Annotated in this window: 14 protein-coding genes and 1 rRNA gene; 5 read left to right on the forward strand and 10 right to left on the reverse strand. The window is 63.4% G+C overall.

Annotated features, from left to right (window positions below):
* Positions 1-84: 84 nt before the first annotated feature.
* Positions 85-3,687: an indolepyruvate ferredoxin oxidoreductase family protein gene (locus VSR72_RS37950; protein WP_342957350.1), complete on the reverse strand. Its 3,603-nt coding sequence runs from the start codon at positions 3,685-3,687 to the stop codon at positions 85-87.
* A gap of 418 nt (positions 3,688-4,105) precedes the next feature.
* Between VSR72_RS37950 and VSR72_RS37955 the strand changes: the two genes are divergently transcribed.
* Entirely contained in the window at positions 4,106-4,294 is a 189-nt protein-coding gene (locus VSR72_RS37955; protein WP_342957351.1) for a hypothetical protein, read from the forward strand.
* Positions 4,295-4,438: 144 nt separating this feature from the next.
* Here the strand turns inward: VSR72_RS37955 and hppD are convergent, their stop codons facing one another.
* On the reverse strand, positions 4,439-5,536 hold the full coding sequence (hppD, locus tag VSR72_RS37960) for a 4-hydroxyphenylpyruvate dioxygenase (protein WP_342957352.1): 1,098 nt from the start codon (positions 5,534-5,536) through the stop codon (positions 4,439-4,441).
* A gap of 140 nt (positions 5,537-5,676) precedes the next feature.
* Between hppD and VSR72_RS37965 the strand changes: the two genes are divergently transcribed.
* Positions 5,677-6,171 (forward strand): Lrp/AsnC family transcriptional regulator, encoded by a 495-nt coding sequence (locus VSR72_RS37965; protein ID WP_028203439.1) that lies wholly within the window; start codon positions 5,677-5,679, stop codon positions 6,169-6,171.
* Between the two features lie 84 nt (positions 6,172-6,255).
* Here the strand turns inward: VSR72_RS37965 and VSR72_RS37970 are convergent, their stop codons facing one another.
* The 8 genes from VSR72_RS37970 to paaA all read right to left on the reverse strand — a co-directional run bounded on the left by VSR72_RS37970 (position 6,256) and on the right by paaA (position 12,556).
* Positions 6,256-6,921: a GNAT family N-acetyltransferase gene (locus VSR72_RS37970; protein WP_342957353.1), complete on the reverse strand. Its 666-nt coding sequence runs from the start codon at positions 6,919-6,921 to the stop codon at positions 6,256-6,258.
* Between the two features lie 251 nt (positions 6,922-7,172).
* Positions 7,173-7,775, reverse strand: a complete 603-nt coding sequence (locus tag VSR72_RS37975) for a TetR/AcrR family transcriptional regulator (protein WP_342957354.1) — start codon at positions 7,773-7,775, stop codon at positions 7,173-7,175.
* Positions 7,776-7,781: 6 nt separating this feature from the next.
* Positions 7,782-8,606, reverse strand: a complete 825-nt coding sequence (locus VSR72_RS37980; protein ID WP_342957355.1) for a DUF1835 domain-containing protein — start codon at positions 8,604-8,606, stop codon at positions 7,782-7,784.
* 156 nt (positions 8,607-8,762) lie between these two features.
* Entirely contained in the window at positions 8,763-9,851 is a 1,089-nt protein-coding gene (paaE, locus tag VSR72_RS37985) for a 1,2-phenylacetyl-CoA epoxidase subunit PaaE (protein ID WP_342957356.1), read from the reverse strand.
* A gap of 1 nt (position 9,852) precedes the next feature.
* Positions 9,853-10,386, reverse strand: a complete 534-nt coding sequence (paaD, locus tag VSR72_RS37990; RefSeq protein ID WP_342957357.1) for a 1,2-phenylacetyl-CoA epoxidase subunit PaaD — start codon at positions 10,384-10,386, stop codon at positions 9,853-9,855.
* 29 nt (positions 10,387-10,415) lie between these two features.
* Entirely contained in the window at positions 10,416-11,222 is an 807-nt protein-coding gene (gene paaC, locus VSR72_RS37995) for a 1,2-phenylacetyl-CoA epoxidase subunit PaaC (RefSeq protein WP_342957358.1), read from the reverse strand.
* A gap of 10 nt (positions 11,223-11,232) precedes the next feature.
* Complete coding sequence (paaB, locus tag VSR72_RS38000; RefSeq protein WP_028203445.1) at positions 11,233-11,517, reverse strand: 1,2-phenylacetyl-CoA epoxidase subunit PaaB; 285 nt, start codon at positions 11,515-11,517, stop codon at positions 11,233-11,235.
* Positions 11,518-11,557: 40 nt separating this feature from the next.
* Positions 11,558-12,556, reverse strand: coding sequence for a 1,2-phenylacetyl-CoA epoxidase subunit PaaA (gene paaA, locus VSR72_RS38005; protein WP_342957359.1), 999 nt, complete (start codon positions 12,554-12,556; stop codon positions 11,558-11,560).
* A gap of 268 nt (positions 12,557-12,824) precedes the next feature.
* On the opposite strand from paaA, the gene VSR72_RS38010 reads away from it, so the two are divergent.
* From VSR72_RS38010 to VSR72_RS38020, 3 genes are all read left to right on the forward strand, one after another.
* Positions 12,825-14,084, forward strand: coding sequence for an SGNH/GDSL hydrolase family protein (locus VSR72_RS38010; RefSeq protein WP_342957360.1), 1,260 nt, complete (start codon positions 12,825-12,827; stop codon positions 14,082-14,084).
* A 114-nt stretch (positions 14,085-14,198) separates the two neighbouring features.
* Complete coding sequence (locus VSR72_RS38015; protein WP_342957361.1) at positions 14,199-14,333, forward strand: hypothetical protein; 135 nt, start codon at positions 14,199-14,201, stop codon at positions 14,331-14,333.
* A 230-nt stretch (positions 14,334-14,563) separates the two neighbouring features.
* Positions 14,564-14,874 (forward strand): 16S ribosomal RNA (locus VSR72_RS38020); the annotation flags it as partial.

Below are 14,874 nucleotides of genomic sequence, written 5' to 3' on the forward strand. Positions count from 1 at the left end.
CGCGCTTTCGGCAATCGCCCGATGTGAAAAGGGCGCTCCGTGTTGCACGGAGCGCCCTTTGTTTTTTACCGCCTCAAGAGAGCATCAAGCCGCGTGCTGCGCCGCGCCGTTTTCCGGCGAACGCCACTTCGCGAGCAGTGTGGCCCACTTCGCACGCGTGGCCTTGAGGTTGTTCTCCTTGATGTGGCCGTAACCGCGAATTGCGTCGGGCAGATTCGCGATTTCCACCGCGAGCGGCAGATTCGCCTCGCTCAATCCGCCGATGACTTCGCGCATCAGCGCTTCGTACTCACCGATCAGCGCGCGTTCGTGGCGTCGCTCCTCCGTGCGGCCGAACGGATCGAGCGCCGTGCCGCGCAGGAATTTGAGCTTCGCGAGCATGCGCATGGCGGTGAGCATGCGCGGGCCGTACTGCTTCTTCACGAGCTGGCCTTTGTCGTTATGCTTCGCGAACGAAGGCGGTGCAAGATGGAAGTTCACCTTCCAGTCGCCTTCGAAGCTCGCCTTGATCTTCTCGATGAACGCCGGGTCCGCGTAGAGGCGCGCGACCTCGTACTCGTCCTTGTACGCCATCAGCTTGTGCAGGTTCTTCGCCGCGGCTTCGGTGAGCGGAAACTGGCCGTCGACGTGCTCGAGCTTCGCCTCGGCTTGCCGCACGCTTTCGACGAACGCGCGATAGCGCTTCGCATATGCCTCGTTCTGGTACGCGGCGAGATACTGCGCGCGCTTTTCGATGAGCGAGTCGAGCGCCTTGGGCGTGTGCAGCGAGACGATCTTCGCACCGGCCGAGTCGGCGTTCTGCTCGGGCTGCGGCTTCTTCACGAGCTGATCCACAGCCGCGCGATCGTGCGCCACGCGCCGGCCCCATTCGAACGCCGCGAGGTTTTTCTCGACCTGCACCGCGTTCAACTCGATCGCGCGCACGAGCGACTCGTGCGTGAGCGGCAGCCAGCCCTTCTGCCACGCGTAGCCGAGCACGAACGGGTTCGTGTAGATCGCGTCGCCGAGCAGCGCAAGCGCGTAGCGGTTCGCATCGACGGTCGCGACGTTGTCCGTGCCCGCTGCGGCGCGCACGTCGGCTTCGGTGTTGGCGCCCGGGAATTGCCACTGCGGATTCTTGATGAACTCGGCGGTCGGCGTGGGCGCGCTGTTGAGCACCACGTGCGTCATGCCTTCCTGCATGCGCGAGACGCAGTCGTCGCCGGCCGTCACGATGGCGTCGCAGCCGATCACGAGGTTCGCCTCGCCCATGGCGATGCGCGTGGCGTGGATGTCGTCGGGCCGGTTGGCGATCTGCACGTGGCTCATCACCGCGCCGCCCTTTTGCGCGAGGCCGGTCACGTCGAGCACGGTCACGCCCTTGGATTCGAGGTGCGCGGCCATGCCGAGCAGCGCGCCGATCGTGACCACGCCGGTGCCGCCCACGCCCGTCACGAGCACGCCATACGGGCGGCCGATGGCGGGCACGTCGGGCGTCGGGACGGTCGGCATCGCATCGTTGGCGACGCTGCTCGTCTTCGGCTTGCGTAACTGTCCGCCTTCCACTGTGACGAAGCTCGGGCAGAAGCCCTTCAGACACGAGTAGTCCTTGTTGCAGGTGGACTGGTTGATCTGACGCTTCGTACCGTATTCGGTATCGAGCGGCTCGACGCTCAGGCAATTCGACTGCACCGAGCAGTCGCCGCAGCCTTCGCATACCGCCTCGTTGATCACGACGCGCTTCGCCGGGTCAGGATACGTGCCGCGCTTGCGGCGGCGGCGCTTTTCCGTGGCGCAGGTCTGGTCGTAGATCAGAATCGTCGTGCCGGGAATCTCGCGCAGTTCGCGCTGGATCGCATCGAGCTGGTCGCGGTGGTGGATCGTCACGCCCGGCGCGAGCTTCGTGGCGGGTTCGCCTTCGTACTTCTCGGGTTCGTCGGTGACGATCGCGATCTTCGCCGCGCCTTCGGCTGCGACTTGATGCGTGATCTGCGGGACGGTGAGCGTGCCGTCGACAGGCTGTCCGCCCGTCATCGCGACCGCATCGTTGTAGAGAATCTTGTACGTGATGTTCGCCTTCGAGGCGATGGCCGCGCGGATGGCGAGCAGGCCCGAGTGGAAGTAGGTGCCGTCGCCGAGGTTGGCGAACACGTGCTTGTCGTTCGTGAACGGCGCCTGGCCGACCCACGCCACGCCTTCGCCACCCATCTGGCTGAAGGTGCTCGTGCTGCGGTCCATCCACACGGTCATGTAGTGGCAGCCGATGCCGGCCATCGCGCGCGAGCCCTCGGGCACGTTTGTGGACGTATTGTGCGGGCAGCCGGAGCAGAACCACGGCTTGCGCTCGACTTGGACGCGCGGTTTCGCGAGCGCCTTTTCCTTGGCCTCGATCACGGTCATGCGCGCTGCGATGCGCGCACGCACGTCGGAGGGTAATTCGAACTTTTCGAGCCGAGTGGAGATGGCCTTGGCGATGATCGCGGGCGAAAGCTCGTAGTGCGCGGGCAGGAGCCAGTTGCCCATCGGCACCGACCATTCGCCGCCTGCGCCGTCCTTCTCGTCGAACTTGCCGTACACGCGCGGGCGCTGCGCGTCGGGCCAGTTGTACAACTCTTCCTTGATCGCGTATTCGAGAATCTGACGCTTTTCCTCGACCACGAGAATCTCTTCGAGCCCGCGCGCGAAGGCGTGCGCGCCCTGCGCTTCGAGCGGCCACACGCAGCCCACTTTGTAGAGGCGGATGCCGATGCGCGAGCAGGTTTCGTCGTCGAGGCCGAGGTCGGTGAGCGCCTGGCGCACATCGAGATACGCCTTGCCGCCCGTGATGATGCCAAAGCGCGCGTGTGGCGAATCGATCTCGATGCGGTCGAGCTTGTTCGCGCGCACATAGGCGAGCCCCGCGTACCACTTGTAGTCGAGCAGACGCGCTTCCTGCACGAGCGGCGGATCCGGCCAGCGGATGTTCAGGCCGCCTTCGGGCATCGCAAAGTCTTCGGGCAGGATGATGTTCGTGCGATGCGGGTCAATCTCGACCGAAGCCGACGATTCGACCACGTCGGTCACGCATTTCATCGCGACCCAAAGGCCCGAGTAGCGGCTCATGGCCCAGCCATGCAGGCCGAAGTCTAGATATTCCTGCACGTTCGAGGGAAATAGCACCGGCAGGCCGCACGCCTTGAAGAGGTGCTCCGACTGGTGCGCGAGCGTGGACGATTTCGCGGCGTGATCGTCGCCGGCGAGCACGAGCACGCCGCCGTGCGGCGAGGAGCCCGCCGAGTTGCCATGCTTGAACACATCGCCGCTGCGGTCGACGCCGGGACCCTTGCCATACCACATCGAAAACACGCCGTCGTATTTCGCAGATGGGTACAGGTTCACCTGCTGCGAGCCCCACACGGCGGTCGCGGCGAGGTCTTCGTTCACACCGGGCTGAAAGACGATTTGATGGGCGGCGAGATGCTGCTTCGCCTTCCAGAGGGACTGATCGAGACCGCCGAGCGGCGAGCCGCGATAGCCCGAGATGAACCCCGCGGTATTGAGGCCGGCGGCCTTGTCGCGTTCCTGCTGCAGCATCGGCAGGCGGACCAGCGCCTGGATCCCGCTCATGTACGCGCGACCGCGTTCGAGGGTGTATTTATCGTCGAGCGTGACGGAAGCGAGTGCGGCTTCGAGCGAAGCGCGCTGACCTGCGTCTAGCGGGGCATTCATTATGTGTCTTCCTCCATCCAACCAATCCGTTGTGGGATCGCCAGAACTTCAGGGCCTCGGCATCTTGTGAATGCTTCGGCCGGGGTCGCCATATTGGCTTCTTTCTTTCGATACTAGCACTCGGATAAACCCGCCGCTTCGAGGCTCGGAGCGCCGCGCCGCATTGCGCTGCATGTTTCGGGCCCATCTCAGGACCCTGGGTCGGCATGCCGCGCAAGCGGTCTGAAACCCCTGTGTAATAAAGGATGTATCGAATTCATCTGAGGAGTAACAACGTGTAAAACTTGCACTACCTCGGAACCGGTCTTGAATATCCTGTCTAACTCCCTCACCTGTGCGAACCGCGCAGCTTCCCTGGCTGTAAACAGTTATTAAAAGGGGCACTACTGCAACAGGCAGTCTATAAAAGGAGTCCAGCATGAATAATCGACATATCCAGACCTTCCTGACGGTCTCGGCAGCGTTCTTTGCGATGAGCGCGCCGCTGCATTCCAACGCCAGCACGAGAAGCGGCGAGAGTGCAACGACCCGATGCGCCCAGTACACGCTGAGCGTGAAGGCTGATACGAACGCCATGCCGGCCGCGAAGGCCGAACGCAAATCCTGATGCCGCGCTGATCCGCGCAGCATTCCATTCACCTGAATACGTCGCCGGGGTGTGCGGCGGCGGATTCAAAAGTAAAAAGGGCGAAGATCGCGTGATCTTCGCCCTTTTTCTTTGGTTTTAGACTGATTTGGCGCCTTTCAGGCGTCAGGCCTTGTCCTGCACCACGCCGCGGCGGATCTGGTCGAGCTCGATCGACTCGAACAGTGCCTTGAAGTTGCCCTCGCCGAAGCCCTGGTTGCCCTTGCGCTGGATGATCTCGAAGAAGATCGGACCAATCTGGTTCTCAGTGAAGATCTGCAGCAGCAGGTCTTCGGGCATGCCGTCGATCAGGATCTTGCGCTTCTTCAGCTCTTCCAGCGGCTCGGTGTGGCCGGGAACGCGGCGGTTCACGAGTTCGTAGTACGTGTCGATCGTGTCGAGCAGCGCGATCTCTTTGGCGCGTAGACCATCCACAGTGCGATAGATGTCGTTCGTACCGAGCGCGATGTGCTGGATGCCTTCGCCGTGATAGGCGTCGAGGTATTCCTGGATCTGTCCGGCCGTCTCGCCGCCTTCCTCGTTGATCGGGATGCGGATCTTGCCGCAGGGCGAGGTCATCGCCTTCGACTTCACGCCAGTCACCTTGCCTTCGATGTCGAAGTAGCGGATTTCGCGGAAGTTGAAGAGGCGTTCGTAGAACTCGGCCCATTCGTTCATGCGGCCGCGGTGCACGTTGTGCGTGAGGTGGTCGATATAGGTGAGGCCGTGGCCAACCGGGTTCTGCTCGGCGCCTGCAATCGGCTCGAAGTCGACGTCATAAATGCTGATGTCGCCAATGCTGCCCGGCGCCGCGCCGTTCTTGCCGCGCCAGCGGTCGACGAAATAGATCAGCGAGTCGCCAATGCCCTTGATGGCCGGAATGTTCAGCTCCATCGGGCCCGTCTTGTTGTCGAAGCCCCACGCGCCGAGTTCGAGCGCGTGCTTGTAGGCTTTGGCGGCGTCCTGCACGCGGAAGGCGATCGCGCAGATCGACGGGCCGTGCAGGCGCGTAAAGCGCTGGGCGAACGAATCGGGTTCGCCGTTGACGATGAAGTTGATGTCGCCCTGGCGGTAGAGCGTCACGTCCTTATGGCGATGGCGCGCGATGGCGGTGAAGCCCATGCGTTCGAACAGCTTGCCGAGCGCCTTGGGGTCCGGCGCGGTGTATTCGATGAACTCGAAGCCGTCGGTGCCGACGGGGTTCTCCCAGTTGGGGACCTGCATGGTTGTCTCCTGGCTGATGTAGATCAGATTTCGTGCTGCAAAGTGTAGTCCGCTGCATTGGGAGAAAACTTGCGAGTTGGGTCGTGCAACCAACGATTTGCGCTATAAACTGCCCAGAACGAATGATCGGAAGGCAGAAAATGGCAAGCATCGAATTGGACGCAATCGACAGGCGCATTCTGGCGATCCTTCAGGAGAATGGCCGTCTCTCGAACCAGGAGATCGCCGAGCGTGTAAATCTCTCGCCGAGCCCGTGTTTGCGGCGCATCCGGCGGCTGGAAGAAAGCGGCGTGATTCGCAGCTACGTGGCGCTGCTCGATGCGCAGAAGCTAGGGCTCGACCTGCTCGCCTACGTGAACGTGCGGCTGGAAAAGCGCGGGCCGACGGCGGCGGGGCGTGAGGGCGTGACGCACGCCGAGCTGTTTCGTGCGGCGGTGCAGACCTGGCCGGAGGTGGTGGCCTGCCACGCGATGACAGGTGACATGGATTTCCTGCTGCGCGTGCAGGTGGAGGATATGGCGCATTTTTCGCGCTTCGTGCAGGACCAGTTGCTGCACCATCCTTCAGTGATCGACGTGAAGTCCAGCTTCTCGCTCGACACGTTCAAGGAAACGACAGCCTTGCCGATCCGCTGATCGCGCGGCGCCGTGCAGCAGACGCAAAAAAAGCGGCCGAAGCCGCTTTTTTTGAGTGCATCAGTCTGTCCCGAAGGGCAGGAGTCATGCCGCGACAGCTTGCGGCAGGACGGTTTCCATCAGCTTGCGAGCCTGACGCGCCTGGCGCTTGAGCGCGTAGTCGAACACGGCCGCTTGCTCCTGGAGCATTTCAGCGATGATGCTGTTCTGATCGGCCGGCTCGAGCGAGAGATACGCGTCGGCTTCACCGTAGGCGTACTCGATCTTCATGCCCGACTTCTTCGCGATATGCATCATCGTCGAATTGCGCGACAGGCAGTGCATGTAGAGCGTGGTGACGTGCGTGTTGCGGCTGCGGATGGCGGCGCGCTCGAACAGCTTCGAGCCAATGCCCTGGCCGCGCGCGCTTTCCAGCACGGACACGCCGAACTCGGCCGTGCGGCCGTTGCCGTCCGCCGGCAGATAGGCCAGATGGCCGACGCCCACGAGTTGAAGCTGGTGGTCGAACACGCCGAACACGGTGTCGCGCGTGAAGTCCATCGAGCGCACGTACTTTTCGATCACGTGGTCGGGGGCGGCCTGGCCGAAGCGCAGCAGGCGGTCGTCGCTGCCGAGCGTGAGAAAGTGCGAGAGCAGGCGTTCGCGGTCTGCCGAGGTGAGCACACGAACCATGACGGGCGCATGACCGGGCGTCAGCGGACGAGCGGTCGAAATGATCGGCACGTTGGCTTTGGTCGAAAGCGGGTTCATGGTGGGTTCTCCTTAAAATGCATGCCGCATGATGCAGCGCAAAACGCATTCTAGCGGAAACCCTGGGTGCACTCTAGGGAAAACCCGGAGTGTAAATTTGAGTGTTGCACCTAATTAATAAAAATATAGGCGCAAACGGTTGATTCTTAACGAGTATTTTTTCGGGTCATTTGACGTGTCAATTGTTGCTGTGGTGCATCATGCCGCACCGCAGCAATCTGGCCCGAAAATCTTGACCGCGCAGGCAGCCTTCAGGCGCCCTTCAGCCCGTGATCGACCATGGCGATCACCTGCTCGGCGAAGTCGCGGTAAGCCATGCGGCCACCGGGCTTGAGCCACGTAAACGTCCAGTTGATCATGCCGAACACCATCATCGTCAGCGCGGCCTGGTTTTCGCTCGTGACCTGGCCGGGATACGCGCGCGCGAGTTGACGCGTGAAGGCGGCGACCACGTCGCGCTGGCGGTTCAGGATGATCTCGCGCTGGGCGTCCACGAGGTATTTGACGTCGTTCAGGAGCGCCACATGGCGGCTGTGCGAGGTTTCGTACTCCGCAAGGAACGCGCGAATCAGCTCCGCGAAGCCCTCACGCTCGTCGTGGCCGCGCCGCTGGCTTGCGCCTTCCACCTCCGCGATGATCAGCATGAGCCGCTTCGTGTAGCGGTCGAGCAGATCGAAGAGGATCGCTTCCTTGCTCTCGTAATAGTGATAGAGCCGCGCTTTCGAGGTGCCGCTGGCGGCGGCGAGGTCGGACATCGAGGTGCTCGGGTAGCTCGTCTGCGCAAATTTGGCGGCGGCGAGTTCGAGGATCTGGTCGCGTTGGGTTTCGTGGTCGGGCGCTCGGGTGCGTGCCATGGGGATTCAGCGGGGGAGGGAAAGATGCGCGGCAATTTGCGGAAGCGGCGGACGCGCGGCGCGTGCAGCAGCGGCGAGCGGCGCGCAAGCGGCGCACATGTCGTCGCGCAGTCGCAGTTCTTCAGCCGCGCACAGTTCGCGCAGGCGCCACAGCACGACCGGCTCGCCAACCGTGAAGCCGGCGCCCCCGCGTGTCAGCTCGGCGCCGAGCGCATCGCTGGCAAGCCACGACGCGTCGGCGGGAAGGTCCTCGTGGGCGTCGAGCACGTCGAGGATCATGGCGTCGAGGTCGCTCCAGGTGCCGCTCGTGAACGTGTTGTCGCGCCAGCGCCGCGTCTCGCCGTTGGCGAACTTGGCTTCCTGCCACTCCAGCGCGAGACGCGTGATGCGCAGCACCGAAATCGGCGCGGCATCGGGCAAGCGCGCTTCGATGCAGGCCGCGGCGTTCGGGCCCGAAATTTCGTCGGCGGTGAGGCGCACTTCGTTCAGGCGCTGCGGGACGTCGCGCAAGCGGTAGCAGACCCGCCGCAGCGCAAGCTGGTGCGCGGCGTCGTGCGTGTGCCAGATCACCACGTGGGAGTCGTCGGCTTCGAGGGCAGTCAGCGCCGCGCAGTCGTCGTGTGCCAGGGCTGGCGAAACATCGCCAAGACGCTCCCAGAAGGCGGCGCGTTGCGCCACGCCGGGGTCGCCCGCCACGTCGATGTCGCGCAGTGGGCCTACCGTCAGGTCGTCGCCCAGGGCGATTACGCGGTCCGGACGGCCTGCCGCTTCGAGCGCCTGACGTAGCGCCGTCACGGCCGGCTCGCCGTAAATGAGGTGAATCGTGGTCATCGACAAGTCGCTGCGTTCACTGTGAACGCCCAGTAAACCCGCAAATAACAAAAGGAGCCGCCCGCGGGTGTGCAGCGCTGCGCTGCAACACCCGCGGGCGGCCCCTAGTGTAAGCGGATCGCCTGCAGGCCGAAAGCGTGCTGTTGCTCTAACGCCTTAACGCTCGTCGAAACTCACAACCACACGCTCGCTCACCGGATGGCACTGGCAGGTGAGCACGAACCCGTCCTTTACCTCCTGCTCCTCGAGCGTGTAGTTCTTGTCCATCTTCACCTCGCCTTCGAGCACCTTGGCGCGGCAGGTGCAGCACACGCCGCCCTTGCAAGCGTATGGCAGCGCGAGACCCGCCTTCAGGCCAACGTCGAGCAGGCTCACGCCCTCGTACGGCAGGCGCATCTTGCGCTTCTTGCCGTCGATGACGATCTCGAGGTCCGCGGCCGGCGTGCTTTCGGTGATTTCGACGTTCGGCACGCCCGCCTGAGGCAGCGGCGAGCCGAAGCGCTCCACGTGCACCTTCTGCGGCGGCACGCCCGCGTCCTTGAACGCGGCTTCGGCGGCGTCCATCATCGGGCCGGGGCCGCAGATGAACGCTTCGTCGATCTCGTCGGCGGGCAGCAGCGTGTCGAGGAACGCCGCGCACTTCGCCTGATCGAGCACGCCGTTGAAGAGTTCGACGTCCTGCAGGTCGTCCGAGAGCACGTGATAGAGGCGAAAGCGGCTCATGAAGCGGTTCTTCAGGTCTTCCAGCTCTTCGGCGAACATGATCGCGTCGACGCTGCGGTTGCCGTAGACCAGCGTGAATTCGCTGCGCGGTTCGGTTTCGAGTGTCGTCTTAATGATCGCGAGCACGGGCGTGATGCCCGAGCCGCCCGAGAACGCCACATAGTGCTTGCCGTGCTCGGCGTTCAGGTGCGTGAAGAAGCGGCCATCGGGCGTCATCACGTCGATTTCGTGGCCCGGCGCGAGCTGATCGAACGCGAAGTTCGAAAAGCGCCCGCCGCGCACGCGCTTGATGCCGATGCGCAGCTCGCCGTCGCGGTCGTAGTCGGTCACGCCGACGCAGATCGAGTACGAGCGGCGCGTTTCCTCACCGTCGATATGGGTCTTGAGCGTGACGAACTGCCCTTGGGTGAAGCGAAACGCCTCGCGCAGCTCAGGCGGGACTTCGAAAGCGACAGAGACCGCGTCCGCGGTTTCGGGCCGCACTTCGCGGATGCGCAGCGAATGGAATTGCGGAGTGGCCATATCAGTACGGTTTGAAGTAGTCGAAGGGTTCGCGGCAGTCGATGCAGCGGTAGAGCGCCTTGCACGCGGTCGAGCCGAACTGCGCGAGGCGTTCGGTGTGCTTCGAGCCGCAGTGCGGGCAGGCGGGCGCGGGCAACGGCTTCGGTTTCACGATGAAGGTGATCGGTTGTTCGGCCGATTGAGGCGCGGAGCCGCAGTTGCCCGTGGGCGGCGCGATGCCGTAGGCGCGCAGCTTTTCGCGCGCTTCGTCGGTGATCCAGTCGGTGGTCCACGCGGGTGACAAGGTCGTCGCGATGCGATACGGCGCGAGTGCGGCGGCGTCGAGCGCGTGCGCGACGTCCTCCGCGATCTGCGACATCGCCGGGCAGCCGGAGTAGGTGGGCGTGATGACCACTTCGATCTGGCCGTCGTCGGCTCGGCGCACGTCGCGCAGGATGCCCAGTTCGCGGATCGACACAACCGGAATCTCCGGATCGGGCACCGATTCCAGCACTTCCCAGGCGCGTTCGAGCGCGTGATCTGCCGTTGCTTGCATCGTGACTTCCTCTTTTCCTGCGGGGGTGCTTACCAGCGCGCGTCCGGGTGCTGGCGCGCGAGGCTTTGCATCTCGGCCAGCACGAAACCCATGTGCTCCGAGTGCTCGCCAAGCTTGCCGGTCGTAACGTGCTTCACCGGCGCGGGTGCTGCGAGCGTGGCTTCTTCGAGTGCGGCTTCAACATCCGCGCGCCATGAAGCTTCGAGCTGCGCTGCGAGCGGCGCGATGCCGGCCTCGGCCACGGCGGTTTCGACGGAATCGGTGCTGAAGAACTCACGCGTGTAGGGCATGAGCCAGTCGAGCGCTGCCTGGGCGCGGCCGTGCGATTCGTCGGTGCCGTCGCCGAAACGGATCAGCCACTCGCGCGCATGGTGCACGTGGTAGCGCGTTTCCTTGATCGAGCGCTCGGCGATCGCGGCCAACTGCGGGTCGGCGGAGCGCAACAGCGCGGTCCACAAGTGCTCCATCAGCGTGGCGTAAAGGAAATTGCGCACGATCGTCACGGCGTAGTCGTTGGCCGAATGCGTCGTGCCGGCGAGCGGGCCGAAGTGCGGCAGTTCCGCGAGCGTGTAGTTCGCGAACTCGCGCTCGGCGCGGAAGTAGGCGTAGTCGTCTTCGGTGCGGTCGCGGCCGGTGAGCGCCTTTTCGAGCGTGGCGGCATGCGTGTAGAGCAGTCGCGCCTGGCCGATCAGGTCGAGGCTCATGTTGGCGAGCGCGATGTCTTCTTCGAGGATCGGGCCGTGGCCGCACCATTCCGTATTGCGCTGACCGAGGATCAGCGCCGTATCGGCGAGGCGCAGCACGTACGCGAGTTGTTCGGGCGTGGGCGTCGTCATGGTGGCGCTCTTACATGTGGTTGACTTCGTCGGGCAGCGTGTAGAACGTCGGATGGCGATAGATCTTGTCGCCGGCCGGTTCGAAGAGCTCGGCCTTCTCGTTTGGATCCGACGCCGTGATCGCCGACGACGGCACCACCCAGATGCTTACGCCTTCCTGACGGCGCGTGTAGACGTCGCGCGCCATGCGCAGCGCCATCGAGGCGTCGGAGGCGTGCAGGCTGCCGCAATGCTTATGGTCGAGGCCCTGCTTGCTACGCACGAACACTTCCCAGATCGGCCATTCCTTGTTCATCTCAGATCTCCTTCCTTCCTGATTCCAATGTCGGTTGCGCTTATGCGGCGTGCTTTTCGGCGCGCTGACGCTGCTTTTCGGCATGCGCGAGGGCGGCTTCACGCACCCATGCGCCTTCGTTGTGCGCCTTCACTCGCGTGCCGAGACGCTCGCGGTTGCACGGGCCGTCGCCGTTCACGACGCGCCAGAATTCTTCCCAGTCGATCGTGCCGTAGTCGTAGTGGCCGCGCGCTTCGTTCCATTTCAGATCGGGGTCGGGGAGCGTCACGCCCAGCACCTTCGCCTGCTCGACAGTCGCGTCGACGAACTTCTGGCGCAGGTCGTCGTTCGAGATGCGCTTGATGCCCCATTTGGCCGACTGGTTGCTGTGGACCGAATCGGCGTCGCTCGGGCCGAACATCATCAGCACCGGCCACCACCAGCGGTTCACGGCTTGTTGAACCAGTTCGCGCTGCGCTTCGGTGCCGCTCATCATGGCGAGCAGGGCGTCGAAGCCCTGACGCTGGTGGAACGACTCTTCCTTGCAGATGCGGATCATGGCGCGCGCGTATGGGCCGTACGTGCAGCGGCACAGCGGGATCTGGTTCATGATCGCGGCGCCGTCCACGAGCCAGCCAATCACGCCGACGTCCGCCCAGGTGGGCGTCGGGTAATTGAAGATGCTCGAGTATTTGGCCTTGCCCGCATGCAGTGCGTCGACCAGCTGGTCGCGCGAAACGCCGAGCGTTTCCGCCGAGCTATAGAGATAGAGGCCGTGGCCTGCTTCGTCCTGCACCTTGGCGAGCAGGATCGCCTTGCGCTTGAGGCTCGGCGCGCGCGAGATCCAGTTGCCTTCCGGCAGCATGCCGACGATTTCCGAGTGCGCATGCTGCGAGATCTGGCGCACGAGCGTCTTGCGATAGGCATCGGGCATCCAGTCCTGCGGCTCGATCTTGCCGTCGGCGGCCATGATCGCGTCGAACTGTGTCTGCTCCGGCGAGGCTGCGTCCGCGTCGAGCGGAGCCACGTTGCCGGGGATGTCGAGGGATTGCGTGTACATGGAGACGCTCTCGTCGAAGTTGGGTATCGGGTTTGGTACGGTGAGCAGTATAAGCCAACCGACCGGTCGGTAAATGAATTTTTTGAGGTAGGGCAAAGAAATTCGGTTCGCGACAGTTCTGTTTTAGTGGGGCGGCAGCGGGAATGCCTGAGTTTTGTGTGGGTCGGAGGCTCGTGAGCGGGTTTGTGCGCTGGACTGTCAGGCGGATGGAAGGCTGCGCGCCGGACCATGGGGCACAATGCCCCTTTGCCTGCGCACTCGTTCACGGATGAAGATTTCTTTTGCTCCTCTCGCGGCTGCGGCCGCTGTTTTCATTTCACTTGGCGCCGCGTCGCCGGTGTTCGCGGATCAGCCCCAGGGCCCCTGGGTCACAACCTGGGCGACGGCGCTGCAGTCGATTCCCGAGCGCGACGCGCTCCCGGGGCTGTACCGCGCGCCCGAGGTCGCCGGGCGTACCGTTCGGCAAATCGTGTATCCGACGCTGGGCGGCTCGGTTGCGCGAGTGCATGTCAGCAACCTCTATGGGCGCACCCCGCTCGTGATCGAAGCGATGGCGATTGCGCCATCTGTGGGAGGCGCGGCGGCGAGCGAGGCGGGCACGGCGCATGTGACCTTTGGCGGTCGGGCGGCGGTGTCGGTGCCCCCCGGCGCTGCGCTCGATAGCGATCCGGTGCAGATCGATCTAAAGGCGCACGCGCCATACGCCATCAGTTCTTATATGGGACCCGAGCAAAAGATGGTCGCCTGGCACCGCGTAGCGAGCCAGGTGAACTACGTCTCGCGGCCGGGCAATCATGCCGCCGACCCGTCGATCGGCGCGTTCACCGAGCGCTTTACCCAGTTCGCGTGGGTAACGGGGCTGGCGGTCGAGGCGCCGGGGGCTTCGACGGTCGCCGCGATCGGCGATTCCATTACCGATGGCATGCGCTCCTCGCTCAATCAGAACCGTCGCTGGCCGGACGCTTTGGCGCGCCGCGTCGCACAGTCGCAGCGCACGGATCTCGCCGTGATCGATCTCGGCATTAGCGGCAACCGGCTGCTGAGCGATTCACCTTGCTACGGCGAGGCGCTCGAGCGGCGCTTCGGACGCGATGCGCTCGGCCATCCGGGCGTGAAGACGGTGGTGCTGCTCATCGGCATCAACGACATCAACTTCCAGGCGATGCCGGCACGATCTGGCCTCGACTGCGATTTTCCTCATACGCATGTGGATGCGAACGACCTGATCGCAGGTTATCGCCGCGTGATCGCGCAGGCGCATGGGCGCGGCGTACGCATTTTCGGCGCGACGCTCACGCCGGCTTCGCTGCCGCCGGAGCGCGAGGCGATCCGTACGGCGGTGAACCAGTGGATCCGGACGAGCGGAGCATTCGACGGCGTCGTCGACTTCGATGTGGCGCTGCGCGACCCGGCGGAACCGTCGCGCCTGCGTTACGGCTATGACAGCGGCGACCACATCCACCCGAGCGATGCGGGCTACGCCGCGATGGCGAATGCGGTGCCGCTGGAGGGGCTTACCCGGAAGTAAGGAATATTCGCGCCACCCCCTTGCGCAGTGCCTGCGGGGGCGATAAGATTCGCCCCCTTCGCAGTTCGATGTCTCTGACGTCGGTGCAGCGAAGGCCGCCGCGGAAACCGGTGGTTGGCGAAGTCGGCAGCTTTTTTAAGCGGTAAGCGAAAAAAAGCAGTTGACGAAGCGAAAAAGATTCTTCATAATCTCGTTTCTCTGCTGCTGACGCAGCAACGCAGAAAGAAGCCGGTAGTTGAGCGGGTTTAACGGCAACTTCGCGATCGATCTTTAAAAATTTACAGCCGATAAGTGTGGGCGCTTGATGCGGTGGCGACCTGACCTTGTTCTTAGGAATAAAGTCGGGAGCAGCAAAAGTATCAAGAGTCTCACACTAAAGTAAGTCAGGTTTTTGAAGTAATTCAAATTCCTGTCAGCTTTGAGTGAGCGACCGGTTCTTGAGCAGGAAACTGCGACGAACCGAAAACAGTAACAGGTTTAAACTGAAGAGTTTGATCCTGGCTCAGATTGAACGCTGGCGGCATGCCTTACACATGCAAGTCGAACGGCAGCACGGGTGCTTGCACCTGGTGGCGAGTGGCGAACGGGTGAGTAATACATCGGAACATGTCCAGTAGTGGGGGATAGCCCGGCGAAAGCCGGATTAATACCGCATACGATCTTTGGATGAAAGCGGGGGACCTTCGGGCCTCGCGCTATTGGGGTGGCCGATGGCGGATTAGCTAGTTGGTGGGGTAAAGGCCTACCAAGGCGACGATCCGTAGCTGGTCTGAGAGGACGACCAGCCACA

Origin of the sequence: Paraburkholderia sp. JHI869, assembly GCF_038900775.1 — a bacterium.
Taxonomy (GTDB): Bacteria; Pseudomonadota; Gammaproteobacteria; order Burkholderiales; family Burkholderiaceae; genus Paraburkholderia.